This window comes from Nocardioides sp. NBC_00850 (genome assembly GCF_045207335.1).
In the GTDB taxonomy this organism is placed as follows: domain Bacteria; phylum Actinomycetota; class Actinomycetes; order Propionibacteriales; family Nocardioidaceae; genus Nocardioides.
Genome location: NZ_CP108845.1, coordinates 4,011,498 through 4,036,540, shown reverse-complemented (window position 1 = coordinate 4,036,540; position 25,043 = coordinate 4,011,498). Strand labels below are relative to the sequence as shown.

The window sequence follows — 25,043 nt, the reverse complement described above, 5'->3', positions numbered from 1 at the left end:
CCTCCGCCCGCTGGATCAGCCGATGTCCGCGCCGTAGACCTTGGTGACCGCGATGGTGATGAGAACCCGGCGGTCCGAGACCATCACCTGGCGGTACTCGTCCCAGTCGGGGTGCTCGCCGGCGCCACGCCGGTAGTAGTCGACGAGCGCGTCGATCTCGGGACTGTCGGGGGAGGCGCCGGCCCCGGTCAGCGTGACCGTGCCCTCGGCCGTCGCCCAGGATCGCCCTCCGGGGCCGTCGACCTCGATCGCCGCGCGCGGGTCGCGGCGGAGGTTCTTGGTCTTCACCAGCCCCTCGCGGGTGGAGATCAGGATCTCGCTGCGCTCGCGGTCGTAGAACTGCCACACGGGTGAGAGCTGTGGCAGGCCGTTGGCCTTGATCGTGGCCAGGATCCCATGGCGGGTGGTGGCCAGCAGCTCGTGTGCGTCGAACGTCATGGTGAAGCGCCTCCTCGTCGGGCGTCGCCCGTGTGGTCGTTGCCTTCTAGAAGGCCACCGGGCACGACTTCCTTCCCGGTTCCTAATTCAGAGGTGCGCCGCGCGCGGACCGGCTAGGTTGCCGAGGACCCGCACCGAAGGAGACCCCACATGCGTGCATTGATCGGCCGGATTCTGGTGGCGATGGGGCTGGCATCCCTGCTCCTCGTCACACCCGCCAGCCCCGCGGCAGCCGCCGAGGACGACATCCTCGACCGCCTGCTCGCGATCGAGGGCGTCAGCCTGATCCAGGAGAAGCCCGTCCAGGGCTACCGCTACTTCGTCCTGAACTTCACCCAGCCGGTCGACCACCGCCGGCCCGACGGTGACACCTTCCAGCAGCGGTTCACCGTGCTGCACAAGGACACCGCCCGCCCCACGGTGTTCCAGACCAGCGGCTACAACGTCTCGACCAACCCCGGCCGCAGCGAGCCGACCCGCATCGTCGACGGCAACCAGGTCTCGATGGAATACCGATTCTTCACCCCGTCGCGGCCCGACCCGGCCGACTGGGACGACCTCGACATCTGGCAGGCCGCCAGCGACCAGCACGCCATCTTCAAGGCGCTGAAGCCGATCTACTCCGCCAACTGGCTCGCCACCGGCGGCTCCAAGGGTGGCATGACCGCGACCTACTTCGAGCGGTTCTATCCCCGTGACATGGACGGCATCGTCGCCTACGTCGCGCCGAACGACGTGGTCAACCGCGAGGACTCCGCTTACGACAAGTTCTTCGCCTCCGTCGGCACCGAGGACTGCCGCGACCGGCTCAACGGCGTCCAGCGCGAGGCGCTCGTCCGCCGCGAGGCGCTGAAGGCGACCTACGCCGACCTCGCCGACACCGAGGGATACACCTTCGACACCGTGGGCAGCCTGGACGCTGCGTACGAGATGGTCGTGCTCGACTACGTGTGGGCCTTCTGGCAGTACGCCGGCACCGCCGAGTGCTCGAACATCCCCGCTGACGCGGCGACCGCCAGCGACCAGGCGATCTGGGACTCGATCAACTACTACTCGGGCTTCAGCTTCTACACCGACCAGGGCCTGAGCCCCTACACGCCTTACTACTACCAGGCAGGCACCGAGCTCGGTGCGCCGACGATCGGCTTCCCGCACATCGAGGACGAGCTGATCCGCTATGGCTACCAGCCGCCGCGCAGCTTCGTCCCGCGCGACATCGACATGCGGTTCGACCCGTCCGCGATGCGTGACGTCGACTCCTGGGTGCGCAAGCACGCCAACCAGATGCTCTTCGTCTACGGAGAGGCCGACCCGTGGGGTGCCGAGCGCTTCCGCCCGGGCATCTTCGCCAACGACTCCTACGTCTTCACCGCGCCGGGCATGAACCACGGTGCCAATGTTGCCGGCCTGGTCGCCGACGAGCGCGAGCTCGCCACGGCCCGGATCCTGGAGTGGGCCGGAGTCGCGACCGCCGCGGTCGAGGCCGACGCGTCGAAGGCGAAGCCGCTGGCCACCTACGACGCGAAGCTCGACAAGCGTGACCTGCGTCAGGAGCGGAGAATGCGGCCGTAATCGGCCAATGGCCCTTGTCTTCGAGCGCGCTCGAAGACATAGCGTCAGAGGTATGGATCTTGGACTCCACTACTTCACGTTCACCCACCCCGAGTGGGAGACCACGCTGGCCGACAAGCTGACCGAGACGGCCCGCATCGCGGACGAGGGCGGCGTCGACCTGCTCACCGTCATGGACCACTGGTTCCAGATGGAGCAGGCCGGCGGCCCCTTCGAACCGATGCTCGAGGGCTACACCACGCTGGGCTACCTCGCCGGGATCACCGACAACGTACGTCTCAGCCTGCTCGTCACCGGAGTTACCTACCGCCACCCCGGGCTGCTCGCCAAGATCGTCACCACCCTGGACCGGCTCTCCGGTGGCCGCGCGCTGCTGGGCATCGGCGCGGCGTGGTACGAGCGTGAGCACCAGGGGCTCGGCGTGCCCTACCCGCCGACCGCGGAGCGGTTCGAGCGCCTGGAGGAGACCCTGGAGATCTGCCGCCAGATGTGGTCGGAGAACGACGGCGCCTACGAGGGCAAGCACTACCAGCTCGCCGAGACGATCTCGCTCCCGCAGCCGGTCAACGGCACGGTCCCGGTCCTGATCGGCGGGGGAGGCGAGAAGAAGACGCTGCGCCTGGTCGCCAAGTACGGACAGGGCACCAACCTCTTCGGCGGCCCCGGCCCCGAGGCGGTCGAGTCCGTCCGGCACAAACTCGAGGTGCTCCGCGGCCACTGCGACGACCTCGGCACCGACTACGACGCGATCGAGAAGACCATCCTCTTCCAAGGCCCCTCGGTCGAGGACCCGGACGCCTTCCTGAAGTCGATGGAGGAGTACGCCGCTCTGGGTATCACGCTCGTCGGGCTGATGCCGACGCCGTACGTCGACCCGGTGCCGTGGACCACCTCGCTCGTCGACCTGGTGCCGCGGTTGAAGGAGGTCTAGGAAGACGGATCCGGCTGGCGGCGTAGTACACTTGTTCTAACCACGTTGCCGGCCGGACTCGTCGAGTCTGCAGGGCAGCACGAAGGGTGGGCGTCATGACGACGTCACCGACAGTAGAACTCATCACCGCGGTTCGCGTCGATCTTCGGATCCGCCTGGACAACAGCTTCTCGTCCGGTCCGCTCGACGGAGCCTGGTGGCCGCAGTCACGCGACCTTGAGGCCGAGGCTGCCGATCTGATCGACCACTTTCCCCATCGCGTGGGCCGGATCTCGCGGCTGTTGTTCTCCCGGCCCGACTGGGACTCGGTCGCCGGGGCGCCGAGCGTCCGCAAGATCCGCGCCGCGCGCGGGATCGTGAAGGTCGGCTCGTTCCCGTCCGACGACACCCACCTCGTGGTGCTGTCGATGGCCACCGGGGACCGGCTGCGTCTGCTGGTGGTGCCCCACGACGCCGCCCCCGAGCGCGCCGAGAGGATCATGGAGCAGGCGGCCGACGACCGGAACACCCACAGCCCGGCGCAGCTGCTGGGCCTCGACGGTCCCGACCAGAGCGAGATCGGCCAGCAGATCTGGGACGACGAAGGCGGTGCCTCCTAGGCGCGGCGTAGCGTCGCAGCGATGACGCTGCGAGTCTCGGCAGGGTCGATGACATCGTCGATCTCGAACATCCGTGCGGCGTTGAGCGCGCTGGCCTGCTTGCGGTACTCGTCGGTGAGTGCGCTGACTCGCTCCTCACGCTCGGCCTCGGGCATCTCGGCGAGCTCGGCGGCCATGGAGAGGCGTACCGCACCCTCCAGGCCCATCGGGCCGAGGTGGGCGTCGGGCCAGGCGACCGTGAGCAGCGGGCGGTGGGTGCTGCCGCCGAGCATCGCCTGCGCGCCGAGCCCGTAGCCACGACGCAGGACCACCCCGACCAGCGGGGTCGACAGCTGTGCGCCGGCGACGACCATCCGGGACGCGTGACGCACCAGGCCGCCGCGTTCGGCCTCGGGGCCGACCATGAACCCGGGGGTGTCGACCAGGGAGACCACCGGGAGGCCCCAGCGTTCGCAGAGCGCGAGGAAGTCGGCGGCCTTGACCGATGCCTCGCTGGTGAGCGCTCCGGCAAGGTGGGTCGACTGGTTGGCGATCACGCCGACCGCGATCCCGTCGATCCGCGCCAGCGCGGTCACGAGCTCGGGGGCGTACGCCTCGCGGAGCCAGGTGACCGAGTCGATGTCGGCGAGGGCCTCGACGACCGGACGTACGTCGAAGGCTTCGCGGTCGTTGTGGGGGAGGAGCGTCCGTAGATCGGTCTGGTCGACGGCCTCGCCGGCCTCGCCGGCCTCGGCGCTGGGCTCGAGGTAGGAGAGGATGCTGCGTACGGCCTCGACTGCTGCTGCCTCGTCCTCGACGAGCAGGTCGATGACGCCGTTGGCGGTCTGGTCCTTGACCGGCCCGATCTCCTCAGGTGCGAAGCTGCCGAGCCCGCCGCCGGCGATCATCGCCGGACCGGCCATGCCGAGGTTGGCGTCCGGGGTGGCGATGCGGAGGTCGGCACTGCCTGCCAGGACCGCGTTGCCGGCGAAGCACCGCCCGGAGACGACGGCGATCCGCGGCACGACGCCTTCGAGCTCACCCCAGAGCGCGAACGAGCCGACGTCGAGCGCGGAGACCAGCGGGATGTCCGTGTCACCGGGACGACCGCCGCCGCCCTCGGTGAAGAAGACCGCCGGCAGCCGCATCCGCCCGATGACCTCGATCAGCCGGTCCGACTTGCGATGCCCGCGCATGCCTTGGGTGCCGGCCATCACCAGGTAGTCGTAGGACAGCACCGCGCACGGCTTCCCGGCGACCGTGGCAGTCCCGCCGACGATCCCGTCGGCGGGCGTCTCGACGACTAGCTCGGCCAGGTCACGGCGGCGTTCCTGGGCCGCGGTGATGAACCTTCCGTACTCGACGAACGAGCCCGGATCGACCAGGTCGGCGATGTTCTCCCGAGCGGTACGCCGCCCCTTGGCGTGCCACCGGGCGACCTTGTCGGATCGCGCCGCGTCCGTCGTCAGGAAGCGGCGGGCGTGGAGCTCGGTCAGTCCAGTGGCGGGTGTGTCGTCGGTCACGCGGTCACGATAGGGAATGCCGGTTCGGGTGCCTCGAGCACCCCCAGCAGCCGCTGGAGCACGCCGAGGTCACCGGAGTGCTCGATCCCGTCGAGACTCCGCCTGCCCATCAGGCCGGCGAGCTGGGGACGGGTGAGCGTCAGGGTGAGCTCCGCCTCCGGGTCCGGATCGCTGTCACGCCGGTGCACGAGCACACCGTTGTGCAGCCGGGCATGCCACCAGCCACCCTCGGGAGTGCCGTCGTGATCGGTGAGATGCCAGTCGATGCGCAGATCGAGGTCCCACGCACGAGGCCCGTCCACGCGGATCGCGAGCGAGTCCAGCAACTGCGAGACGGTGAGGGCGGCCAACAGCCCGCGCCCGCCACCGCGCGGCGGCACCTCCGGGCCGTCGACGAGCTCGCGGGCGCCGGTCAGGTAGATGTTGCGCCAGGTGGCGTTCTCGGCGCCGTGCCCGAGCCGGGTGTAGACGTCGGCCAGCAGCTCCCGCGCAGCGCGCTCCGACGGCTCGGCGAAGACCACATGGTTGAGCAGAGTGGCGGCGAACCGCAGGTCGTCGGTCGCTCCGCCGGCGACCAGCGCCGCGGCGTGGTCCACGGCAGCGGCCGCGCCACCGAGAAGGCGCACCCAGTGCTCGCCCTCCGCCCTCGGCGGCAGCTCCCACAGGTGGGCCGGGTTGGCGTCGTACCAGCCCAGATAGCGCTGGTAGATCCCCTTCACGTTGTGGCTCAGCGAGCCGTAGTAGCCACGCGTCGACGGCTGCGCGTCGAGGGCCGGCGGCAGGACCAGCTCCTCGGCGATCTCCTTCGGCGTCAGGCCACGGTTGATGAGACGTACGGTCTGGTCGTGCAGGTAGGCGTAGACGTCACGCTGCCCGGCGAGGAACGCCTCGATCCGCTCCGCACCCCAGGTCGGCCAGTGATGCGTCGCGAACGCGACATCGGAACGCGAGGCGAACAGGTCGATCGCCTCGGTCAGATAGCGCGCCCACAGCCGGGCGTCGCGCACCTCGGCGCCACGCAGCGTGACGATGTTGTGCAGCGTGTGGACGGCGTTCTCGGCCAGGCAGAGCGCTCGGCGTCCGGGAAGGAGGATGTTCATCTCCGCCGGCGCCTCGCTGCCCGGCGTGAGCTGGAACTCCATCTCCACGCCGTCGATGACGCGCGTCTCCCCGGTGCGGGTGATCGAGTCGGTCGGCTCGGCCAGCCCGATGGTCCCGGAGGCGAGCCTGGGACCGAGACCGCAGCCCACGTGTCCCTCCGGCGCGACCGGCAGCAGGCTGCCGTACATGAAGCCCGACCGCCGGCCCATCGCCGGCCCGACATAGACGTTCTCCGAGACCGCGTGCTCCAGGAACCCCTCCGGCGCCACGACAGGTACGTCACCATCGGCTGCCGCGAGCACGGCGCCGATGCCGCCGAAGTGGTCGGCATGGGGGTGGGTCAGCACGACCCCGGTGACCGGGCGGTCCCCACGGTGCTCGCGGTAGAGCCCCAGTGCGGCGGTCGCGGTCTCGGCCGTGGTGAGGGTGTCGATGACGATGATCCCGCGATCGCCCTCGACGATCGTGAGGTTGGCGAGGTCGAGACCGCGGACCTGGTAGATGCCGTCGGTGACCTCGAAGAGGCCCTGCAGCGAGGTGAGCCGGCTGTGCTGCCACAGCCCGGCGTGTGCGGTGGCCGGCGCGGGGGAGTCGAGGAAAGCGGTGGCGTCCGCGTCGAACGTGACGGTGCCGTCGGCCCTGGTCACGACGCCGGGCTTCAGCGCCGCGACGAATCCACGGTGGGCGTCGGCCTCCTCCTGGTGGAAGTTGGTCATCACGCCCCCAGCGACTTCACCAGGTCGCGGATGACGCCGTTGCGCTGGATCTCCGAGGAGCCGGTCAGCACCCGGAACATCCGCAGCCGCCGCCAGATCACCTCGATCTCCGCGCCACGGACCATGCCGGCCTTGCCGTGCAGCTGCAGCGCCGCGTCCGCGATCTCGAAGGACCGCTCGGCCACGAACAGCTTGCACATGAACGACTCGATGCGCGGGCGCTTGCCGGCGTCCAGGTCTGCGAGGGCGTCGTAGGTCATCGACCGGGCGGCGTAGTAGTCGGTGGCCATGTCGGCGAGCCGGTGCTGGATCGCCTGCTTCTCCAGCAGCAGCCCGTCGAAGACGGTGCGGTGTGCGGCGAAGTCGAGCGCCAGCGCGAGCGCGCGGCGGGCGGCACCGAGCGCGGTCGGGCAGTGCAGCAGTCGGTTGGCGGTGACCCGGCCGAGCGCGATCCGCAGCCCCTCGCCGACCTCGCCGAGCAGGTTCTCCTGCGGCACGAAGCAGTCCTCGAGCACGACGTCGCTCTCGATGTTCTGACCCGACAGCGGCAGGTCGCCGGGCAGCACCCGGCAGCCGGGGGAGTCGAGGTCGACGAAGAACGCGGCGTACGACTCCTCCTCGCCGGCCATCCGGGCCACCAGGATCGCGAAGTCGGCGAAGGTGCCGCCGGTGCTGAACACCTTGCGTCCACTGACCAGGAAGCCGCCCGAGGTGGGCGTGGCGGTGGTCCGCATCCGGCGTACGTCGGAACCCGCGTCGTCCTCGGTCATCGAGAAGCAGCCGGCGCGCTCACCGCGGACGACCGGCATCAGGTACTTCTCGACCTGGTGCTCGGTCGCGTGCTCGAAGATCGCGCCGACCCGCAGCGGTCCGCCCATGTCACCGAGCACGCTGGTGGCGAGCTGGCGACCGGATGCACCGATCTCCTCCTTGAGCGCGGCGAGCTCGGTGAAGCTCAGACCTTGCCCACCGAGCGACTCGGGCAGGTGGATGCCGTAGAAGCCGAGCTCACGGCTGCGCTGCCAGACCGGCTCCAGCATCGAGCGGTCCAGCGGCGTCTCCGGGCCGAGGCCGAGGCCGCGCTCGTAGTCGGCGAGCTCACCGTCGAGGTAGTCGCGCAGCCGGGTCACCAGCTCGTCGAGGCGCGGATTGTCGGGGTAGGACGGGGTGAGGGAGAAGGTCATCTCAGCCGACCTTCCGCTCGGTGCCGGCCCAGTCGCGCTCGCGCAGTGCCCGCCGGTCGACCTTGCCGTTGCGGTTGAGAGGGAGGGCGTCGGCGAACTCGATGATCCGGGGCACCTTCACCCCCGAGAGACGCGTGCGGCAGAAGTCGCGCAGCTCCTCCTCGGTCGCGGTGGCGCCGGCGGCGAGGGAGACGTACGCCTTCACCGTCTCGCCCCACTTCTCGCTGGGCACGCCGACGACGCAGGCCTCGCCGACGGCCGAGTGCTCGTAGAGCGCGGCCTCGACCTCGGAGCAGTAGACGTTGTAGCCGCCCGAGATGATCATGTCCTTCTTCCGGTCCACGATGAAGACGAACCCGTCCTCGCGGATCCGGCCCAGGTCGCCGGTGTGCACCCAGCCGTCGCGGAAGGTCTCGGTGGTCGCCTCGGGTGCGTGGAAGTACTCCCGGACGCAGTCCGGGCCGCGCGCCACGATCTCGCCGATCTCGCCGGCGGGCAGCGGGTTGTGGTCCTCGTCGACCACGATCACCTCGGTGTCGTAGACCGGACGGCCGCAGGAGAGCAGCAGCTCCGGGTCGGACTCGATGCCGCGTACGACGTCCTCGGAGCTGAGGAAGGTGATCGCACTCGTCGTCTCACCCTGGCCGTAGCCCTGGTTGACCACCGGGCCGAAGGCCTCGACGGCCTCGCGCAGCCGCGCCGGGCTGACCGGGGCGCCGCCGACGGTGATGCTCCGCAGCGCGGAGAGGTCGCGCTCGCGCAGGGTGGGGGAGGCGAGGACGAGGTTGAGCATGACGGGCACGACGAAGGTGTGGGTGACCCGCTCGCGCTCGAGCGTGTCGAGGTAGGCCTCGACCTCGAAGGCCGGGAGCACGACCACGGCCGCGCCGCGGAAGAAGCAGCCGAGGATCACCATGCCGCTGGCGTGGGTGATCGGTCCGGGGGCGAGGTAGACGGCCTCGGCAGAGAGCGAGCCGTAGGGGTTCATCGCCAGCTTGCGCATGTTGGCCAGCCGGTTGCCGACGGTCTGGACCGCCGCCTTCAGAGTCCCGGTCGAGCCGGAGGTGAAGTTGAGGACTGCCGGAGCGTCCTCTTCTACGTCGACGGCGACCGTGTCGGTGGAGCCTTCGGCGAGCAGCGCGTCGTACGCCGTGGCTACGGTGGCGCGGTTGTCGAGATCGATGATCAGACACTCCAGGCCATGAGCGTCGACGATCTTGCGGACCAGCTCGAGGTGGGCGCCGCCGGTGAAGACGACCTTCACGGCCGCGTCGAGGAGCACGTGCTCGACCTCGGCGGCGGCGAGCCGGGCGCTGATCGGGACGCGGAGCGCGCCCGCCTTGCAGGTCGCCATCTCCGCGACGACGAGCTCGCCTCGGTTGGTGGCGAGGGTGGCGACGGGAGTGCCCGGCGTGCAGCCGCGGGCGATGAGGGCAGCGGCGAGCCGGTTGGTGTCGTCCTCGAGCTGGCGGTAGGTCCATCGGTCGGTGCCGGAGACCAGGGCGGTGGCGTCGGGGGTGAAGGTCGCGGTGCGGGTGAGATAGCTGCCGAGATTCACGGATGCCCTCCTGGTTGTCGGGTTCGCTGCTGTGAGCGCGGTCACCGAGATCATAGACAGCGTGTCCAGAAACAGTCCAGCCGTTCGGCAAAGTGCTAGAACAGTGCCCATGACCGTGGTTGAGGACCGGCGCAGCCGGCGAACGCGAGGAGCGCTCCGCGATGCGCTCGTCTCCTTGGTGCTCGAGCGTGGCTACGCCGCGGTGACGGTGGAGGACATCGTCACTGCGGCCGACGTGGGCAGGGCGACCTTCTACACACACTTCAAGGACAAGGAGGCGCTCTACGACCACGTGGTGTCATCGGTCCTCCTGGACCTGAAGGAGCGACTGGCCGAGGTGCTGGCCCCGGAGGACGCCGGGTTCACCGGAGAGCCGGTGGCCGAGGTGTTCCGGCATGCGACCGAGCAGCCTGACGCGTACCGGATGATCCTGCGGGGTGAAGGGGACGGGCGCGGCCTGCGCGCGTTCGAGGACGCCTGGAGCGCCGCCGCCCACGAGATCTTCACGGCTCGGGTGAAAGCACACGCCGTCCGCCCGCGGGTGGATCTTCAGGTGCTGGCGCGGGCGTGGGTCGGTGAGCAGATGGCCGTGCTGCTGTGGTGGCTGGATGCCCCGGAGCCGCGGCCGGCCACCGATCAGGTCGTCGAGACGCTCGTCGAGCTCTCGCGCCGCGGACGCTTCTGGGCGACGGGATTCGACCCGGGCGCGCGCTGAGTGGCGGTGCTGATTTGGACAGGGTGTCTTGTGTGTCGCGGGTCACTGACCTTACAGTCGGACGTGACGACCGTTACTAGACGCTCTGTCTAATATCTTGAAGGGCGGATCTCCGTGTCCTACCGCACCCTGCTCACCGAGTACCCAGTCGGAGCGCGCCGTCGCGTGCTGCTGGCTGTAGTCGTGCTCGCACTGTTCATCTCGGCGTTCGAGGGCCAGCTGGCCCCCGTTCTGCCGTTGCTGCTCGACGACCTCGGGATGTCGCTCAAGACGTACGGCCTCATCACGGCCGCGTCGCTGATCTTCGGTGCCCTCGCCGGCTACCTCGGCGGGGAGCTCGCCGACCGCATCGGCCGGGTGAGGATCCTGGTGCCGTTCATGTTCCTCTCCGCCGCCGCCTGCCTGTTCATGGCGACCGCGGACTCGGTGGCCCACTTCGCGCTCGCCAGGATCGTGCTCGCGTTCGTCGAGGGCGTGGCCGTCGCCGGCACCCAGCCACTGATCCGCGACTTCACCCCGCGGATGGGCCGCGCGCAGGCGTTCGCCTTCTGGAGCTGGGGCTCGGTCGGCGCCAACTTCTTCGCCGCCGCCGTGGCCTCGGCGACCCTGGGTGTCTTCGGCAACCAGTGGCGCTCACAGCTGTTCATCATGGCCGGGGCCGCTCTGGTCGGTGCCGTCGTGATCGCACTCACCCTGCGTGACCTCGCCCCGGAGGTCCGCCGCGCCGTACGCCTCACCGAGAGCGAGGCCCACACCGTCGAGGTTCCGCAGGGCGGGAAGGGTCTGGGCCTCCTCCTCGCGCGCCGCGCCTTCTGGACCCACGTGCTGGCGATGTCGTTCCTCTATGTCCTGCTGGCGACCATGAACGCCTACGCCCAGACGATGCTCGTCCAGCAGTTCGGCGTCTCTGTCCGTGCCGCCTCGGCGATGACGATGGTCTTCTGGCTGAGCAACCTGGCGATGAGCCTGGTCTTCGCCCGCCTCTCGGACCGTACGCAGCGGCGCAAGGCCCTCATGGTCGGCGGCGGTGTCGCCGCGGCGATCTTCCTCGGCGCCTTCCTGGCGCTCATGGGTCAGGGGAGCGAAGCGTCCGCGAGCGTGGTGATCGTCCTGTTCGTCGGTATCGGTGTGGCGCTCGCGTCGATCTTCGGGCCGTGGATGGCGAGCTTCTCCGAGCACGTCGAGGAGGTCCACCCCGACATCCAGGGCCGAGCCTTCGGCCTCAACCACCTGCTCAACCGCACCTTCATCCTGGCGACGGTCCTCTTCGCGCCGAGAGTGGTCGAGGCGACAGGCGGCTGGGAGCGCTGGATGACGATCGCCTGGGTGGCGACGGTCCTGTTCACCATCACCGCGGCACTCGTCCCCGGCGTGACCGGTCGCCACTCCCGGACCGACACGGACGCCGAGGCCGGGGCCGTCACGCAGCCTGCCTCGTGACCCGCGAACGCCGGGGCCGGCTGGACGGCTGGCTCTACAGTTCGACCGACGAGCCCGACGTCAGGTTCACGCTGGCCAACGAGCGTACGTTCCTGGCCTGGATCCGCACCTCGCTGGCGTTCCTCGCCGTCGCGGTCGCGGTCGACACTCTCGAGGTGGGCGGCGGCACGGCCCTGGCCGTGCTCGCTCCACTCAGCCTCGCGATCCTCGCGGCCGGGTGCGCTGCGTGGTCCTGGTGGAGCTGGGTACGCAGCGAGCGGGCGATCCGCCGGCGCGACGCCCTCCCGACCCGCCGAGCACCGCTTCCCCTGGTCTTCGGGGTGCTCGGCTCGGTCGCGGTCGTCTCGATGGCGCTGCTGGTGTGAACGGGGCCGGTGCGGGCGGCGACCCGGGGCTGCAGCCCGAGCGGACCGAGCTCGCCTGGCGGCGTACGCACCTGTCACTCGTGGTCGCCGCGCTCGTGGTGGTCCGCCACCCGCTGGCCGACGGCCACCTGTGGTGGCGCCTCGGCGCGGCGCTGGTGGTGGCCGCGCTGGCGGCGTACCTGCTCCTGGGGCGCCGCCGCGTCCACGTCACCGCGGCAGTCGCCGCCGCGATCGCTGTCGTCGAGGTGGCCGGGATCACTGAACTGCCGTAGCTCCCCTTGATTTCCCGGGGCAAGAGAGTAAGCATGATTACATGCTTACAACTGAGTTGCGCGGGTGGTTCACCGGACGACTGCCCGATGGTGTGTACGACGAGATCGTCGATGTCGTGGTCGACCGCGAGGAGATCACCGTCGTCGGGAGGATCAAGGAGCCGAAGACAGCCGAGGGCGCTTCGGACGAGGAGAAGGCTGCCGCGTACGAAGGGCGGGCGAGCGAGTTTCGTGAGCGCACCCGTGAGGACCGGATGGCCGTCGCGCGGCAGGCCGAGCGACGGTTCGACCGGAAGGTCTCCTGGGGCGTGGAGGTCGGGGGAGAGCGGCACATGTTCACCACCGTCTCCGCGCCGGTGATGACCCGGCTGCGTCAGCCGGAGCGTGCGGTTCTCGACCTGCTCGTCTCCGGCGGCGTCGCCCGGAGTCGGAGCGACGCGCTCGGCTGGTGCGTGAAGCTCGTACAGCAGCACTCGAGCGAGTGGCTCGACGAGCTGCAGGAGTCGCTGGTCAATGTCGAGAAGGTCCGCGCCAAGGGGCCTGGCGGGCCGTCGTCGAGCGCGTCCTAGCCAGGCCTGTCACTCCCGCTCGGCAGTGAGAGCGTCGAGCGCGAGCAGCGCGAGTGCCGCCGCCTGGTCGCCGAGGACGCTGTCGTCGAAGGCGGCGCCAGGGGAGTGGTTGGGGGCTGCATCCGCGCTCGGGGCAGCGCCCAGCAGCACCATCGTGGTCGGGATCTGCTGGCTGACGAACGAGAAGTCCTCGGCTCCCATCGTCGGTCGTGGCACCTCGACCACGCGCGGCCCGAAGGCGTTGCGCAGCGTCCCCATCGCGCGCTGAGTGTTCTCGCCGTCGTTGACGACGCTGGGGTAGCCCGTCTCGAGCCCGACCCGCGCGACCAGGCCATGGGCGGCCGCGATGCCCTCGACGAGCTGGGGAAGCTCTCGCTCGATCCTGGACAGCGTGTTCGGCTCGACCGTGCGTACGGTGCCGGTCAGGTGGACCGATTCCGGGATGACGTTGTCGACGCCGGTGCCGGCGGTCAGGTTCGTCACCGAGATGACGACCGGGTCGAAGGAGTCGAAGCGGCGCGCGGTGTAGGTCTGCAGGGCCAGCACGATCTCGGCCGCGATCGGGACCGGATCGAGAGCCTCGTGGGGGCGCGACCCGTGCCCACCACGACCTACGAGGTCGATCGTCAGATGCGTCGAGCTCGCCGTCACCGTGCCCGGCCGGGTGAGGAAGATCCCGCGCGGCGCGTTGCCGACATGGATCGCGTACGCCGCCACCGGCCGGTCGCCGGTGGCGTCGAGCACGCCCTCGTCGATCATCAGCTTCGCGCCGCCGTGCCCCTCTTCGCCCGGCTGGAACATCAGGATGACGTTTCCGGCGAGGTCAGCGCGGCTTTCGGCGAGCAGCCGGGCTGCGCCCACGAGGCCGGCGACGTGCAGATCGTGACCACACGCGTGCATCGCCCCGTTGGTGGATCGGTAGGGAACCTCGACCGCCTCTGTGATCGGCAATGCATCCATGTCGGCGCGCAGCAGCACGGTCGGACCGGGCATCCCGCCGCGCAACACGGCGGTGACGGACGACAGTGATCGTCCTTCGGTGATCTCCAGGTCCAGGCCGGACAACGCCTCGAACACTCGACGCTGCGTGGCCGGCAGGTCGAGTCCGAGCTCTGGTTGGGCGTGGATGCTCCGGCGAAGCTCGACCAGGTCGGGAACGAGCGCTTCGGCGGAAGCGAGGACCCGAGACACGAACCCGGCGTTACTGGACATCATGTCCAGAAACTACCAGAACGGGTGGCCTCCCGCTCGGCGCGCTGCTGGACCAGCTCCTCGACCTGGGTCGGAAGTGTGGTCTCGAAGTCGATCAGCTTCGCCCAGGTCGGCGTGACGACGATCCGGACCATGCTGGCGTACAGCGAGCGGACCTCGGCCTCCCAGACGACCCGCTGCTCGGGCGTCATCTCGTAGGAGCCGTTCATCTCGAGGTACTCCTCGGGGATTCCCTCGACGAGGTCGAGCTCGACCGTGCCGCGGATGAACAGGATCTTGGGTGGGTGCACCTCGGTGTCGATGGTCAGCGCGACCACCGGGTTGTGGCGCAGCGAGATGAGCTTGGGGGAGTTGGGTGTGGTGCACATGACGACCTCTGAGCCGTTCCAGGTGAACGCGATCGGCACGTTCCTCGGGGTGCCGTCCTTGGCGACGTACGCCAGTCGGGTCAGGTCACGCGCCAGGAGCTCCTGGCTCAGCGGACGGCTGAGGACCTCGTCGATCTCGCCGGGCCGCATGGTGTTCGACATCTGCGTCTCCTCGGATGTGGCGACCTCGGCTGGTCGCATTCACTCCATGAACGGAGACGTTCGCGTCGTCTCTACATCCGGCGCGGGAGATCACCAGCCGTCGGACAAGATGGTTCTCATGGACCACGAGAGTGCGCGGCGCTCGGCCGCCTTCGTAGGACTGGCCACGCTGCCGATCGGGGCAGCGATCCTCCTCGCGCCGGAGCGGGTGAGCCGGGCACTGAAGCTCGGCGACCACCCCACGGCGCTGCGAGCGATCGGGGTCGCGGACCTGGCGCTCGTGCCCGGGTTGCTGGCGGGTCGCCGCAGACTGCCGTGGATGGCTGCTCGCGCCGGGCTCAACGTGGCGATCGCGGCGTACTGCGTGAGCCTCGCCCGCAGCGAGGGCAACATCGGGCCGAAGATCGCCGCGTCAGCGCTGGCGGTCGCTACCGCTGCCGACGCCCGCACGATCCTTGCCCTTCGCGAAGGTGAGAGTCGCCGGCCCTGACGTCGCGACACCGATCTGGGTGCGGATGCCGCGGCGGTAGGCCGAGGGCGAGACACCCAGGCGTGCGACGAAGGTGCGGCGGAGGGCCTCGGCGCTCGAGAACCCGGCATCGGAGGCCGCCTGCGCCACCGAGCGGCCGGCCTCCAGCCAGCTCCGCGCCAGATCGAAACGTACGCTGGCGGCGTACTCGGCTGGGCTCATCCCGACCTCGTCCTGGAAGAGGCGCGTGAGGTGGCGCGGGCTGATGCTGACGTGACGGGCCAGTGAGATGACGCTGTGCCGGTACGACGGGTCCTGGGCGATGAGCTCGGTGATGACGCGCAACGGGCTTTCGGGCACCCCTACAGCGCGCAGGGGAGCGGAGAACTGGGTCTGTCCGCCCGAGCGCCGCAGGTAGACGAGCAGCCCCTGCGCGGCACGCCGGGCGGTTGCCGCGCCGAGGTCGTCCTCGACCAGGGCCAGCGCGAGGTCGATGCCGGCGGCGACGCCGGCGGACGTCGCGACGTGGCGATCGCGTACGAAGATCCGGTCCGGCTGCACGTCGATGAGGGGGAACCGACGTGCCAGGTCGTCGGTGAACTTCCAGTGGGTGGTCGCGCTGCGCCCGTCCAGCAGGCCGAGCTCCGCGAGCACGAACGCCCCGCTGCAGATCGACACGACGCGTCTGGCCCGGTCGGCCAGCGTCTGCGCCGCGGTGAGCAGCTCCTCGGTCACGAAGACCGACGGCGCACGCTCGCTGCCCGGGACGATGAGCGTGTCGAGCGGTGGGGCGTCGGCTGCGGCAGCACTCACGGCGACACCGCCGCCGATCGACGAGGTCACCGCGGCGCCCGTAGGCGAGAGCAGGACCACCTCGTACGCCTCTGTCCCCTGGTTGGCCTCCACGAAAACCTCAGCGGGACCGACATAGTCCAGCGCCTTCACGCCGTCGAACAGGAGGAACCCGATCCGTCGCCTCGTACCAGCCATCGACATCCTCTCTTAGTTGTGGATTGAGTATTCCACAACCGTGGTCATGAAGACCGGTAGATTCGGGGGATGGCCAGACCTCGGGAGATCTCAGTCACGGCGGTACGCGACGCAGCGCTCGACGTGTTCCGTGAGCATGGCTACGAGCGAACCTCCATGCATGACCTCGCCGAGCACACCGGCGCGGGCAACGGCAGCATCTACGCGGCGTTCGGGAGCAAGCGCGGTCTCTTCCTCGCAGCCCTCGAGGCGTACTGCGGTGGCCGCATCACCCTGACGACCGACGCCTTGGCGGGGGAGGGCGGAGCCCGTGAAGCCGTACGCCGCTACCTGTTGCGCATCGCCGACGACTGCACCGGAGATCCGCGGCGCCTCGGCTGCCTCATGGTGCGGTCGCTCGCAGAGCTCGCCGACCGCGACCCCGAGGTGGTCGGCATCTGCAGGCGGACTCTCGACGTGATGGAGGAACGGATCGCGGCCCGCATCGGAACCGGCACCGGAGCAGGCACGCTGGCGCGCGAGATTCTGCTCTTCTCGCAGGCTCTGATCCAGGCCGGGGCCACGGCGACGTCGCGGCGAGAGCTGCGCGAGTCGGCGAACGCCTACGTGGACCGGCTCGCCCTGGCCTGACGCGTCCGATTCCGAGGGATTCGCGGCCGATCCGGCAGGCGACTCGGGGCGATGTGCGCAGCGAGGATGGTGGTGTCCTCGCTGTACCGATCCAACAGGAGCACCATGCCCTTCTTCACCACGTCCGACGGCACCGACATCCACTACTCAGACTGGGGAACCGGTCAGCCGATCGTGTTCAGCCACGGCTGGCCGCTCAGCTCGGACGCCTGGTCGCTCGAGCGCAAGACGCTCGCCGACGCCGGCTACCGGGTGATCGCCCACGACCGCCGTGGCCACGGTAAGTCCGCCCAGCCCTGGCAGGGCAACGACATGGACACCTACGCGCGCGACCTCGCCGAGCTCGTCGAGCATCTCGACCTGCGCGACGCGGTGTTCGTCGGCCACTCGACCGGCGGGGGAGAGGTCGTCCGCTGCGCGGCCCAGCACGGGAACGGCCGCGTCGCCAAGGTCGTCACGATCGGAGCGGTGCCGCCGATCATGCTCCAGACCGAGGCGTACCCCGAGGGGCTTCCGATCGACGTCTTCGACGGGATCCGGGCCGGCGTGCTCGCCGACCGCTCGAACTTCTACCGCGAGCTCGCGCCGTCGTTCTTCGGCTTCAACCGCGACGGTGTCGAGACGTCGCAGGGCGCGATCGACGACTTCTGGCGCCAGGGCATGCTCGCCGGGATCCAGGCGGCGTACGAGTGTGTCGCGGCCTTCTCCGCGACCGACTTCACCGAGGACCTGAAGGCTCTCGATGTGCCGATCTTCATCGCGCACGGCGACGACGACCAGATCGTGCCGATCGGGAACGCGGCGTTGAAGTCGATCGAGCTGGTCAAGGACGGCACGCTCAAGGTCTACCCGGGCGCCCCGCACGGGATCTTCGGCGCATACCAGCAGGCTCTGATCCAGGACATCCTCGACTTCATCAAGAAGTGATCAAGGAGTGACTCCGTGGGTGCGGTGCCGCCTCGTGCGGTGCCGCACCCGGCCCTCGTCCTGGATCCAGGGATCAGCGGTCAGGGCGCGATGTTCTGGTTGTGGCTGAACAGGTTTCCCGGGTCGTAGGCCTGCTTGACCTTCCTGAGTCGCGCGTAGTTGCTGCCATAGGTGTCGGTGACGCGGCCCTGGTCGTCGTCGGACATGAAGTTCACGTACCCGCCTGCCTCGGAGTGCGGGGTGAGCGCGTCGGCGTACTCGCGGACCCACGCGATGTTGGCGGCGTCGTCGGAGGCGTCCGGCCAGGCGGAGACGATGACCGTCGAGAACGTCGCGTGGCGGTAGGAGAACGCGGTGTCCGTCGCGCCGACACGGGAGGCAGCCCCGTTGATCGAGTACAGGTGCATCGTCGAGCTCGCGTTCGGCGCCTTCGGGCCGTGGGCCAGGTGCACCTCGATCGCCTCGTCGGTCAGCTCGGTGACGTAGTTGCCCTTCCAGTAGCTGCGTACGCCGCGGGGGAACAGGTCGTCGAACGCGCTGTTGAGCCACGGATACGGCATCGGCCCGACCATCTCGCCGACGCGCGGCGCGAGGTCACGGAACGGCTGCATCGCCGCCTCGCCCTCCTCGACCGGCCCACTCCAGTGGACGACGGCGGCGCAGAGCGTGTCGCCGTGGCGGTCCTCCGGGAGGAAGGGGAGGGGAGGGGCCACCTGGAACGCCGGAAAGGCCCCGTATCGTTCGTCGGCTTCGGGGACCCAGGTGCGGAAGAACCGCAGCAGGTCGCCGGCGTGCTCCAGCTCGTAGAAGAAGAGTCCGACGACGACCTGGTCCACAGGATGCAGGTCGAACTCGAAGCTCGTGACGACCCCGAAGTTGCCGCTGCCTCCCCGGAGCGCCCAGAACAGGTCGGGGTTCTCGGACTCGCTGGCGCGACGGAGCTGTCCGTCTGCGGTGACGACGTCGGCTGAGCGAAGGCTGTCGATCGAGAGACCGAAACCACGCGTGAGGTAGCCGATGCCGCCGCCGAGCGTGAGGCCGGCGACGCCGGTCGTCGACACGATCCCGCCAGGCACGGCGAGGCCATGTGCATGGGTGGCTTCGTTGAGATCGGCCAAGGTGGCGCCGCCGCCCACGCGAGCGGTTCGCGCGGTGGCATCGACCTCGACGGAACGCATGGGGGACAGGTCGACGACCAAGCCGTCGTCGATCGTGCCGTAACCGGGTGCGCTGTGCCCGCCGCCACGTACGGCCAGCGGCAGGCCTGCGTCGCGTGCGAAGTTCACTGCGGCGATGACGTCGTTGACGTTTGTGGCCGGCACGACGGCGGCCGGACGACGGTCGATCATTCCGTTCCAAACGGCTCGAGCCGTTTCGTAGTCTGGATCGTCGGGCACGATGACCCGCGTCACTTGTTTGCGAAGTTCGTCGATGGATGTCATGACGCCAGCGTCATCCGCCGCAGTCGCAGCAACCAGTCCGGCGACGCCACGTCATCGAGTTCCGGTACACGGGAGCGGTCGCGAGAGGGGACCCAAGGCGACGTGAGTTGACATAATGTGCATTATCGGCGAATAAGCCAGCGGTCGAAACAGGGGGCGTTAGGGTTCGCTGTTGTGACTGAAGACTTCGACCCGACCGCGCACAACCGCGTCGCGTGGGACGAACTGGTCGACAATGACAACGAATGGTCTCGGCCGGTTGGTCCCGAGATCATCGCGAAGGCTCGTCAAGGCGACTGGTCGGTGGTTCTGATCGGTCACGAACCGATCCCGCGTGATTGGTTCCCGTCCGACCTTGCCGGTGCTCGGGTGCTCTGCCTTGCCTCCGGCGGTGGCCAGCAAGGTCCAGTCCTCGCGGCAGCTGGCGCCAGGGTGACCGTGTTCGACAACTCGCCCAAGCAGTTGGCGCGCGATGACGAGGTGGCCGCTCGTGACGGGCTGGAGCTTCGTACCGTCCTCGGCGACATGCGCGACCTCGGTGCCTTCGACGACGCCAGCTTCGACGTCATCGTCAACCCGGTGTCGAACGTGTTCTGTCCCGACCTGACGCCGGTCTGGGAGGAAACGTTCCGCGTGCTGCGCCCCGGCGGGACGCTCATGGTCGGATTCATGAACCCGGACGTCTACATCTTCGACGAGGTGGCGCTCGACCGGCAGGAGCTGGTGGTGCGTCACCGGCTGCCGTTCAGCTCGCTCGACCTCTCCGAGTCCGACCGGATGCGTGCCTACGGAAGCGGCCCGATCGAGTACAGCCACTCGCTGACCGAGCAGATCGGCGGGCAGCTGGCGGCCGGGTTCGTCCTGACCCACCTCAGCGAAGCGCCGCATCACGCAGACGTCACGGCCCAGCACCTGTCCGCCTACATCGCAACCCGCGCGGTCAAGCCACGCGTGTGAGCGCCGCGTTCAGTAAGGCGGTGGCACAGCCGTCTCTCGCAGCACTTCGCGCGCCGGTGACAGCAGCACGGCGTCCCGTGTGTCGGCGGCGGTCGCCTTGACATAGATCCCGGTGGTCTTGAGGTCCTCGTGACCGAGCAACCCCTGCACCGCAGGTACCGGTACGCCGGAACGGATCAGTCCCTTGGCCGCGCTGTGCCGAAACGCGTGCGCGGCTTCGCCAGGCTGCTTCGGGACGCCGGCAAGGCGGATCCAGGTCTCGACCAGATGGTTGAGCGCGCCAGGACGCAGCTGCTTGCCCGAGGTGAGCACGAACAGGTTGTCGCCCGCGTCACGAGCGCCGAAGCGGGCCTCCAGCTCGGCCAGGTAGATGTCGACCGCATCCACGGCCTCGGGTGGCAGCGGCAGGTTGCGCTGCTTGTCGCCCTTGCCGATGACCCGCACCAGCGTCTCGCCGTCGGGCTCGCGCCGGATGGCGCCGATGGTGAGACCGCACAGCTCCGCGGCGCGTACGCCGGTGGTGACCAGCACCGCGAAGATCGCCCGGTCTCGAGCCGGCCAGCGGCGCCGGTCGGTGCCATCGCGCGGAGTCGAAGCGACCCGAGCCAGGCGGCGGAGCTCGTCGACGCTCCAGCCCGCCGGCAGCCGGCTGGGCCGCTCGGGTGCCTCGATACGCAACGTGGGATCCACCAGCAGGTGTCCCTCGAGCTGCAGCCAGTGGGTGAAGAGCCGCAGCGTGCCGACGCGGCGCTGACAGGTCGCTGCGGCCGAGCTCTCCCGCAGCGACCTGTAGGCGATGCGTACGTTCTGGTCGGTCAGCGCCGAGATCGGCACCAGCGCCAGCACCTCGGCATCAGGCTCGCCGCCCGCGTCGACATGCAGCTGCCGTGCCCAGGCGGCGATGTCCTGCCGGTAGGCGTTGCGGGACTTGTCGTTGAGTCCGCGACGCGTGAGTGTTGCCCGGTCGGTCAGGAAGTCCTCGACGACGTCGCCGAACATCACACCATCGTCAGGTACGCTCACATCCCCCGATATTACAGTCTTTTCGAACATTTCTGCGATAGGGGGTACTATCGCGGAATTCCGGCGAGGTGGCAGACTCCAGCCGTGGCCGACACCGCTGTAACTCACCGCACCGAACACATCAACGGAATCGACCTGCACTGGGTGGAGTCAGGGCCGGCGGACGGCCGGCTCGTGATCCTGGTGCACGGGTTTCCGGAGTCCTGGTACTCCTGGCGCCACCAGATCGCCGCGCTCGCCGACGCAGGCTACCGGGCGGTCGCGATCGACGTCCGCGGCTACGGCGGCTCCTCGAAACCGAGTGCCATCGAGGACTATCGGATGCTGCGCCATGTCGGCGACAACGTCGGTCTGGTGCACACGTTGGGCGCGAAGACGGCCACCATCGTCGGGCACGACTGGGGCGCTCCCATCGCCTGGACAACGACTCAGCTGAGGCCGGACGTCTTCACCGCCGTAGCCGGTCTGTCGGTGCCGTTCAGCCCCTCCGGACGCCGTCGGCCCACCGAGGCGATGGCACAGGCCGGCGGTGACGACGAAGACTTCTACATCTCCTACTTCCAGACCCCGGGTGTCGTCGAGGCCGAGATCCTGCCCGACGTACGCCGCTGGCTGCTCGGCATGTACTACTCGATCTCGGGCGACGGCGTGCTCGCCGCCGGCGGGGATCCGCGCGGGGCGCTCGGGCTGGTGCCACGCGGCGACCGGCTCTCGGACCAGTTCATCTACCCCACCGAGATGCCCGAGTGGCTGACCGGGGCCGATGTCGACTTCTACGCGCGCGAGTTCGCCGACTCCGACTTCTTCGGACCGCTCGCGCGCTACCGCAACATCGACCGCGACTGGGAGGATCTCGCGGCCTTCGGCGACGTGCCGATCACCGTGCCGTCGCTCTTCGTCGCGGGCGAGTACGACGGGCCCGCGATCACCGGCCGCCGCCAGATCGAACGCTTCGACCAGACCCTGCCGGGCCTCACTCGCTCGGTGGTACTCCCCCGGTGTGGACACTGGGTCCAGCAGGAGCGCCCCGAGGAGACCAACCAGCTCCTGCTCGAGTTCCTGGCTAGCTCAGAGCCACGCTGATCGCCAGGGCGACGACGGCGAGCAGCGGGATGACGCCCTGCTTGAGAGCCGCGCTGCGCTTGTCGGGCGAGGAGATGAACAGCACTGCCGCGGCAGCCGCCATCGAGCCGGCTCCGGCGAAGACCAGAGCCGAGCCGACCGCTGCGGAGCACACCGGGTACAGGACGATGCCGACCGCGGTGACGATGGCGAGGAACAGGTTGTAGAAGCCCTGGTTGAAGGCCAGCTCCTTGGTCGCCTCGGCCTCCTCGGCGCCGATCCCGAACACCGCCCGCGTCTTGGGGCTCGTCCAGGTCAACGACTCCATGACGAAGATGTAGACGTGCACCAGGGCGGCCAGGGCGGCGAGCACCAATCCAGCAACGACCATCACAGACCTCTTCCGGGTTGGGTGCTCGAGCACCAGATGAGGCTGACAGTAACGGATCCTCAGAACCGAACCGGGAACACCTCGGTGCGCGCGACGGCCGCGTCGCGCTCGGCGCTGAGTGCCGTACGCCGCTCGTCGTTCATGTAGGCGTCCAGCGAGGCCTGGTCCGGGAACCGGAAGAGCTGGACCTCGTCGGGCTGCCCGGGCGCGTCGTCGGCGATCGCCCGGTGCACCACTTCCCCGCCGTGCTCCGAGATCAGCCTCAGGACACGGTCCTCGTAGGCGTGGAGGGCCTCGGCCTCTCCCCCGCGCGCCCACAGGAGGCAGCACAGGCGGATCGAGTCTTCGGGTTCACCTGACATGACGGCCACCGTATCCAAGAGCCTCGCGCATGAACGCAGGCGACATCGGGTACCTGCCCGCAATGACGAGTTCCGTCCTGGACATGGTGGGCGCCACGGTGCTGGTGCTCCTGGTCCTGATGGTGCTCGCGGCCACAGCCGGTTTCCTGGTGGCGAGGCTGGAGAGACGGCGTGCACGCCGGATCCACGACGATCTCGTCGAGATGCGTGACCAGCCCGGTCGGCATCGCCGCTAGCGCAGCCGTTCCCTCGGCTTCCCGGCACAGCTGATGCACGTGCGCGCCACCGGGCGCGCCTCGAGGCGGCCCGCGCCGATGGGCAGGCCGCAGTCCTCACAGTTCCCGTACGTGCCCGCGCTCACGCGCCCCAGCGCCGCGTCGATCTCGGCGAGATGCTCGCGGGCCTGACGTACGAGCGCCTGGACCTGGGACCGCTCGAAGGCGATCGTGGCGCCCTCGGGATCGTGCTCGTCGTCGGCGTTGGTGTCGCGCGAGGCCGCGACGACGGCGTCGAAGTCGTCGCTGAGGTCCGCCAGGCGCGCGAGCGTCTGCCGGCGCTCCGCCTCGAGCCGTTCGCGCGGTTGATCCATGTGGTCGACGGTAATCCGAATCGCGGTCGATCTCCCGCTCAACGATGCGCTCAAGGCGGCCGGATCACCGGGACCGGATCGCCGATCTCGGCCAGGTCCGCGCGGCGTTCGACGAGGCGAGATGGGTCCGCTGGAACGTCGTACGGACCCTCACGACGACCGCCGCGTTCGGATGTCTGGCTTGGAGCCTGGTTGTCCAGGGTCGTCTGTCGGCCTGACCCTCTCGCCGCGACGGCGCCGTGGTGGCAAGATCTTCGCCATGACCGTGGTGCAACCTCATCGGCTGATGCGGATGAGCGGGCGCGACCCCGACGAGGAGGGCCGCTCCGCCACTCCCCTGGAGTTGCTGTTCGACCTTGCGTTCGTCGTCGCGTTCGCGCAAGCCGGCAACGCGTTCGCTCACCTGGTCGCCGAGGAGCACCTGGGGCCCGCGATCGGCGGGTTCCTGTTCACCGTCGTGGCGATCTGCTGGGCATGGATCAACTTCGCGTGGTTCGCCTCCGGGTTCGACACCGACGACTGGGTCTTCCGCGCTCTCACGATCGTGCAGATGGCCGGCGCCATCGTTGTGGCTCTCGGCGTCGCGCCGTTGTTCGAGTCGATCGACCACGGCGGAGTGCTCGACAACCGCGTCCTGGTCGGGGGCTACATCGTGATGCGCGTCGCGATGGTCGCCCAGTGGCTCCGGGCTGCGTCGCAATCCCCCGCCTACCGTAATACTGCGCTCACCTACGCTGGTTCGATCCTTGTCGCGCAGATCGGCTGGGTGTGCCTCGCGGTGGCTCAGACGAGCTCGGTGGCCCTGGTAGTGCTCGCGTCGGTCGTCTTCTACGGCATCGAGATGATCGGCCCGATCTACGCCAAACGCCGCTGGGGCATGCCCTGGAATGCCGAGCACATCGCGGAGCGCTACGGGCTGCTGCTCATCATCACGCTGGGCGAGGTCATCCTCGGAACAGTCGCGGCAGTGGCCTCGGCGGTCGAGCATGTCGGCTGGTCGCAGGAGTCGATCCTGCTCGTGGTCGCCGGCACACTGTTGGCCTTCGGGATCTGGTGGGACTACTACATCATTCCGTTCGCGCACTTCATCGAGCGCCATCGACAACGGGCCTGGATCTTCGCCTACGGCCATATCATCATCTTCGCCTCGGTGGCAGCCTTCGGCGGTGGCATCCATGTGGCGGCGTACGTCATGGAGGGCGAGGCGACCATCGGCGTGCTCGGGGCGGTGCTCTCGGTCGCGATCCCGCTGGGAGTCTTCACGATCGCCTACTTCGGCATCTACTCATCGCTGATGGGGCGCGTCGACATGCTGCACGTCAACCTGGCCCTCGGCATGGTCGCGGTCCTGGCGCTCGGGGTGGTCGCGGCAACAGCTGGTGTCTCGCTCGGCTGGTCGCTGCTGATCATCGCCGCTGCGCCGTACGTGACGGTCGTCGTCTTCGAATCGTGGGGCTATCGCCACGTTGCCGCCGATGTCGAGGCTCTCTGAGACGT

At 69.1% G+C, this 25,043-nt stretch carries 28 protein-coding genes; 15 read left to right on the top strand and 13 right to left on the bottom strand.

What is annotated here, in order from left to right; translation table 11 throughout:
- Nucleotides 1-15: 15 nt before the first annotated feature.
- The gene (locus tag OH802_RS19635) at nucleotides 16-438 is read right to left on the bottom strand and encodes a PPOX class F420-dependent oxidoreductase (RefSeq protein ID WP_406021254.1); all 423 of its coding nucleotides are present in this window, start codon (nucleotides 436-438) and stop codon (nucleotides 16-18) included.
- Between the two features lie 150 nt (nucleotides 439-588).
- Between OH802_RS19635 and OH802_RS19630 the strand changes: the two genes are divergently transcribed.
- The 3 genes from OH802_RS19630 to OH802_RS19620 all read left to right on the top strand — a co-directional run bounded on the left by OH802_RS19630 (nucleotide 589) and on the right by OH802_RS19620 (nucleotide 3,540).
- Nucleotides 589-2,010 (top strand): aminopeptidase, encoded by a 1,422-nt coding sequence (locus OH802_RS19630; protein WP_406021252.1) that lies wholly within the window; start codon nucleotides 589-591, stop codon nucleotides 2,008-2,010.
- Nucleotides 2,011-2,062: 52 nt separating this feature from the next.
- Nucleotides 2,063-2,941, top strand: coding sequence for an LLM class F420-dependent oxidoreductase (locus OH802_RS19625; protein WP_406021251.1), 879 nt, complete (start codon nucleotides 2,063-2,065; stop codon nucleotides 2,939-2,941).
- A gap of 95 nt (nucleotides 2,942-3,036) precedes the next feature.
- Nucleotides 3,037-3,540 carry a DUF5994 family protein gene (locus OH802_RS19620; protein ID WP_406021249.1) on the top strand — a complete coding sequence of 168 codons (504 nt, stop codon included), beginning with the start codon at nucleotides 3,037-3,039 and terminating at the stop codon, nucleotides 3,538-3,540.
- Here OH802_RS19620 and OH802_RS19615 read toward each other — a convergent pair.
- From OH802_RS19615 to OH802_RS19600, 4 genes are read right to left on the bottom strand one after another with little or no spacing between them, the layout of a single operon-like run.
- On the bottom strand, nucleotides 3,537-5,042 hold the full coding sequence (locus tag OH802_RS19615) for an acyl-CoA carboxylase subunit beta (protein WP_406021247.1): 1,506 nt from the start codon (nucleotides 5,040-5,042) through the stop codon (nucleotides 3,537-3,539). The genes OH802_RS19620 and OH802_RS19615 overlap by 4 nt on opposite strands.
- Nucleotides 5,039-6,859, bottom strand: coding sequence for an alkyl/aryl-sulfatase (locus tag OH802_RS19610; protein ID WP_406021245.1), 1,821 nt, complete (start codon nucleotides 6,857-6,859; stop codon nucleotides 5,039-5,041). The genes OH802_RS19615 and OH802_RS19610 overlap by 4 nt, the downstream gene beginning before the upstream one ends.
- Nucleotides 6,859-8,043, bottom strand: a complete 1,185-nt coding sequence (locus tag OH802_RS19605) for an acyl-CoA dehydrogenase family protein (RefSeq protein WP_406021243.1) — start codon at nucleotides 8,041-8,043, stop codon at nucleotides 6,859-6,861. Before OH802_RS19605 ends, OH802_RS19610 begins: the two co-directional genes overlap by 1 nt.
- Before the next feature lies 1 nt (nucleotide 8,044).
- Nucleotides 8,045-9,601 carry a class I adenylate-forming enzyme family protein gene (locus tag OH802_RS19600; RefSeq protein ID WP_406021242.1) on the bottom strand — a complete coding sequence of 519 codons (1,557 nt, stop codon included), beginning with the start codon at nucleotides 9,599-9,601 and terminating at the stop codon, nucleotides 8,045-8,047.
- Nucleotides 9,602-9,710: 109 nt separating this feature from the next.
- Between OH802_RS19600 and OH802_RS19595 the strand changes: the two genes are divergently transcribed.
- From OH802_RS19595 to OH802_RS19575, 5 genes are all read left to right on the top strand, one after another.
- On the top strand, nucleotides 9,711-10,316 hold the full coding sequence (locus tag OH802_RS19595) for a TetR/AcrR family transcriptional regulator (RefSeq protein ID WP_406021240.1): 606 nt from the start codon (nucleotides 9,711-9,713) through the stop codon (nucleotides 10,314-10,316).
- 114 nt (nucleotides 10,317-10,430) lie between these two features.
- Entirely contained in the window at nucleotides 10,431-11,756 is a 1,326-nt protein-coding gene (locus tag OH802_RS19590; protein ID WP_406021238.1) for an MFS transporter, read from the top strand.
- Nucleotides 11,753-12,121 (top strand): YidH family protein, encoded by a 369-nt coding sequence (locus OH802_RS19585; RefSeq protein ID WP_406021236.1) that lies wholly within the window; start codon nucleotides 11,753-11,755, stop codon nucleotides 12,119-12,121. Before OH802_RS19590 ends, OH802_RS19585 begins: the two co-directional genes overlap by 4 nt.
- On the top strand, nucleotides 12,118-12,393 hold the full coding sequence (locus OH802_RS19580; protein ID WP_406021234.1) for a DUF202 domain-containing protein: 276 nt from the start codon (nucleotides 12,118-12,120) through the stop codon (nucleotides 12,391-12,393). The genes OH802_RS19585 and OH802_RS19580 overlap by 4 nt, the downstream gene beginning before the upstream one ends.
- 41 nt (nucleotides 12,394-12,434) lie before the next feature.
- Complete coding sequence (locus tag OH802_RS19575; RefSeq protein WP_406021232.1) at nucleotides 12,435-12,962, top strand: hypothetical protein; 528 nt, start codon at nucleotides 12,435-12,437, stop codon at nucleotides 12,960-12,962.
- A 9-nt stretch (nucleotides 12,963-12,971) separates the two neighbouring features.
- On the opposite strand, the gene OH802_RS19570 is transcribed toward OH802_RS19575, so the two are convergent.
- On the bottom strand, nucleotides 12,972-14,177 hold the full coding sequence (locus tag OH802_RS19570) for a M20 family metallopeptidase (protein WP_406021230.1): 1,206 nt from the start codon (nucleotides 14,175-14,177) through the stop codon (nucleotides 12,972-12,974).
- Nucleotides 14,174-14,704, bottom strand: coding sequence for a pyridoxamine 5'-phosphate oxidase family protein (locus OH802_RS19565; RefSeq protein ID WP_406021227.1), 531 nt, complete (start codon nucleotides 14,702-14,704; stop codon nucleotides 14,174-14,176). Before OH802_RS19565 ends, OH802_RS19570 begins: the two co-directional genes overlap by 4 nt.
- Before the next feature lie 118 nt (nucleotides 14,705-14,822).
- On the opposite strand from OH802_RS19565, the gene OH802_RS19560 reads away from it, so the two are divergent.
- On the top strand, nucleotides 14,823-15,194 hold the full coding sequence (locus OH802_RS19560; protein ID WP_406021225.1) for a hypothetical protein: 372 nt from the start codon (nucleotides 14,823-14,825) through the stop codon (nucleotides 15,192-15,194).
- Here OH802_RS19560 and OH802_RS19555 read toward each other — a convergent pair.
- Entirely contained in the window at nucleotides 15,117-16,163 is a 1,047-nt protein-coding gene (locus tag OH802_RS19555) for a GlxA family transcriptional regulator (protein ID WP_406021223.1), read from the bottom strand. The genes OH802_RS19560 and OH802_RS19555 overlap by 78 nt on opposite strands.
- 69 nt (nucleotides 16,164-16,232) lie before the next feature.
- Between OH802_RS19555 and OH802_RS19550 the strand changes: the two genes are divergently transcribed.
- Together OH802_RS19550 and OH802_RS19545 are read left to right on the top strand one after the other, a co-directional pair.
- A complete protein-coding gene (locus tag OH802_RS19550; protein WP_406021221.1) occupies nucleotides 16,233-16,793 on the top strand; it encodes a TetR/AcrR family transcriptional regulator in 561 nt (186 codons plus the stop codon).
- A 105-nt stretch (nucleotides 16,794-16,898) separates the two neighbouring features.
- Nucleotides 16,899-17,720 carry an alpha/beta fold hydrolase gene (locus OH802_RS19545; RefSeq protein ID WP_406021219.1) on the top strand — a complete coding sequence of 274 codons (822 nt, stop codon included), beginning with the start codon at nucleotides 16,899-16,901 and terminating at the stop codon, nucleotides 17,718-17,720.
- A gap of 80 nt (nucleotides 17,721-17,800) precedes the next feature.
- Here OH802_RS19545 and OH802_RS19540 read toward each other — a convergent pair whose 3' ends face one another.
- Complete coding sequence (locus OH802_RS19540; protein WP_406021217.1) at nucleotides 17,801-19,069, bottom strand: FAD-binding oxidoreductase; 1,269 nt, start codon at nucleotides 19,067-19,069, stop codon at nucleotides 17,801-17,803.
- Nucleotides 19,070-19,279: 210 nt separating this feature from the next.
- Between OH802_RS19540 and OH802_RS19535 the strand changes: the two genes are divergently transcribed.
- Nucleotides 19,280-20,119, top strand: coding sequence for a class I SAM-dependent methyltransferase (locus tag OH802_RS19535; RefSeq protein ID WP_406021215.1), 840 nt, complete (start codon nucleotides 19,280-19,282; stop codon nucleotides 20,117-20,119).
- 9 nt (nucleotides 20,120-20,128) lie between these two features.
- Here the strand turns inward: OH802_RS19535 and OH802_RS19530 are convergent, their stop codons facing one another.
- Nucleotides 20,129-21,142 carry a tyrosine-type recombinase/integrase gene (locus OH802_RS19530; protein WP_406021213.1) on the bottom strand — a complete coding sequence of 338 codons (1,014 nt, stop codon included), beginning with the start codon at nucleotides 21,140-21,142 and terminating at the stop codon, nucleotides 20,129-20,131.
- 84 nt (nucleotides 21,143-21,226) lie between these two features.
- Between OH802_RS19530 and OH802_RS19525 the strand changes: the two genes are divergently transcribed.
- Nucleotides 21,227-22,225, top strand: a complete 999-nt coding sequence (locus OH802_RS19525; RefSeq protein ID WP_406021211.1) for an alpha/beta fold hydrolase — start codon at nucleotides 21,227-21,229, stop codon at nucleotides 22,223-22,225.
- Here the strand turns inward: OH802_RS19525 and OH802_RS19520 are convergent.
- Both OH802_RS19520 and OH802_RS19515 read right to left on the bottom strand, forming a co-directional pair.
- Nucleotides 22,206-22,595 carry a DUF1304 domain-containing protein gene (locus OH802_RS19520; protein WP_406021209.1) on the bottom strand — a complete coding sequence of 130 codons (390 nt, stop codon included), beginning with the start codon at nucleotides 22,593-22,595 and terminating at the stop codon, nucleotides 22,206-22,208. The genes OH802_RS19525 and OH802_RS19520 overlap by 20 nt on opposite strands.
- Nucleotides 22,596-22,654: 59 nt before the next feature.
- On the bottom strand, nucleotides 22,655-22,957 hold the full coding sequence (locus OH802_RS19515; RefSeq protein ID WP_406021207.1) for a hypothetical protein: 303 nt from the start codon (nucleotides 22,955-22,957) through the stop codon (nucleotides 22,655-22,657).
- Nucleotides 22,958-23,019: 62 nt separating this feature from the next.
- Here OH802_RS19515 and OH802_RS19510 point away from each other — a divergent pair, with 62 nt between their 5' ends.
- Nucleotides 23,020-23,193 carry a hypothetical protein gene (locus OH802_RS19510; protein WP_406021205.1) on the top strand — a complete coding sequence of 58 codons (174 nt, stop codon included), beginning with the start codon at nucleotides 23,020-23,022 and terminating at the stop codon, nucleotides 23,191-23,193.
- Here the strand turns inward: OH802_RS19510 and OH802_RS19505 are convergent.
- Nucleotides 23,190-23,546 (bottom strand): TraR/DksA family transcriptional regulator, encoded by a 357-nt coding sequence (locus OH802_RS19505; RefSeq protein WP_406021203.1) that lies wholly within the window; start codon nucleotides 23,544-23,546, stop codon nucleotides 23,190-23,192. The genes OH802_RS19510 and OH802_RS19505 overlap by 4 nt on opposite strands.
- Before the next feature lie 259 nt (nucleotides 23,547-23,805).
- Here OH802_RS19505 and OH802_RS19500 point away from each other — a divergent pair, with 259 nt between their 5' ends.
- Nucleotides 23,806-25,038 carry a low temperature requirement protein A gene (locus OH802_RS19500; protein WP_406021201.1) on the top strand — a complete coding sequence of 411 codons (1,233 nt, stop codon included), beginning with the start codon at nucleotides 23,806-23,808 and terminating at the stop codon, nucleotides 25,036-25,038.
- Nucleotides 25,039-25,043 lie beyond the last annotated feature (5 nt).

Bases quoted from the DNA above. Each gene is read 5' to 3' on its own strand.
- OH802_RS19635 (WP_406021254.1), bottom strand. From the start codon at position 438: ATGACGTTCGACGCACACGAGCTGCTGGCCACCACCCGCCATGGGATC.
- OH802_RS19630 (WP_406021252.1), top strand. From the start codon at position 589: ATGCGTGCATTGATCGGCCGGATTCTGGTGGCGATGGGGCTGGCATCC.
- OH802_RS19625 (WP_406021251.1), top strand. From the start codon at position 2,063: ATGGATCTTGGACTCCACTACTTCACGTTCACCCACCCCGAGTGGGAG.
- OH802_RS19620 (WP_406021249.1), top strand. From the start codon at position 3,037: ATGACGACGTCACCGACAGTAGAACTCATCACCGCGGTTCGCGTCGAT.
- OH802_RS19610 (WP_406021245.1), bottom strand. From the start codon at position 6,859: ATGACCAACTTCCACCAGGAGGAGGCCGACGCCCACCGTGGATTCGTC.
- OH802_RS19605 (WP_406021243.1), bottom strand. From the start codon at position 8,043: ATGACCTTCTCCCTCACCCCGTCCTACCCCGACAATCCGCGCCTCGAC.
- OH802_RS19595 (WP_406021240.1), top strand. From the start codon at position 9,711: ATGACCGTGGTTGAGGACCGGCGCAGCCGGCGAACGCGAGGAGCGCTC.
- OH802_RS19575 (WP_406021232.1), top strand. From the start codon at position 12,435: ATGCTTACAACTGAGTTGCGCGGGTGGTTCACCGGACGACTGCCCGAT.
- OH802_RS19570 (WP_406021230.1), bottom strand. From the start codon at position 14,177: ATGATGTCCAGTAACGCCGGGTTCGTGTCTCGGGTCCTCGCTTCCGCC.
- OH802_RS19565 (WP_406021227.1), bottom strand. From the start codon at position 14,704: ATGTCGAACACCATGCGGCCCGGCGAGATCGACGAGGTCCTCAGCCGT.
- OH802_RS19560 (WP_406021225.1), top strand. From the start codon at position 14,823: ATGGACCACGAGAGTGCGCGGCGCTCGGCCGCCTTCGTAGGACTGGCC.
- OH802_RS19555 (WP_406021223.1), bottom strand. From the start codon at position 16,163: ATGGCTGGTACGAGGCGACGGATCGGGTTCCTCCTGTTCGACGGCGTG.
- OH802_RS19550 (WP_406021221.1), top strand. From the start codon at position 16,233: ATGGCCAGACCTCGGGAGATCTCAGTCACGGCGGTACGCGACGCAGCG.
- OH802_RS19545 (WP_406021219.1), top strand. From the start codon at position 16,899: ATGCCCTTCTTCACCACGTCCGACGGCACCGACATCCACTACTCAGAC.
- OH802_RS19540 (WP_406021217.1), bottom strand. From the start codon at position 19,069: ATGATCGACCGTCGTCCGGCCGCCGTCGTGCCGGCCACAAACGTCAAC.
- OH802_RS19520 (WP_406021209.1), bottom strand. From the start codon at position 22,595: ATGGTCGTTGCTGGATTGGTGCTCGCCGCCCTGGCCGCCCTGGTGCAC.
- OH802_RS19515 (WP_406021207.1), bottom strand. From the start codon at position 22,957: ATGTCAGGTGAACCCGAAGACTCGATCCGCCTGTGCTGCCTCCTGTGG.
- OH802_RS19510 (WP_406021205.1), top strand. From the start codon at position 23,020: ATGACGAGTTCCGTCCTGGACATGGTGGGCGCCACGGTGCTGGTGCTC.
- OH802_RS19505 (WP_406021203.1), bottom strand. From the start codon at position 23,546: ATGGATCAACCGCGCGAACGGCTCGAGGCGGAGCGCCGGCAGACGCTC.
- OH802_RS19500 (WP_406021201.1), top strand. From the start codon at position 23,806: ATGACCGTGGTGCAACCTCATCGGCTGATGCGGATGAGCGGGCGCGAC.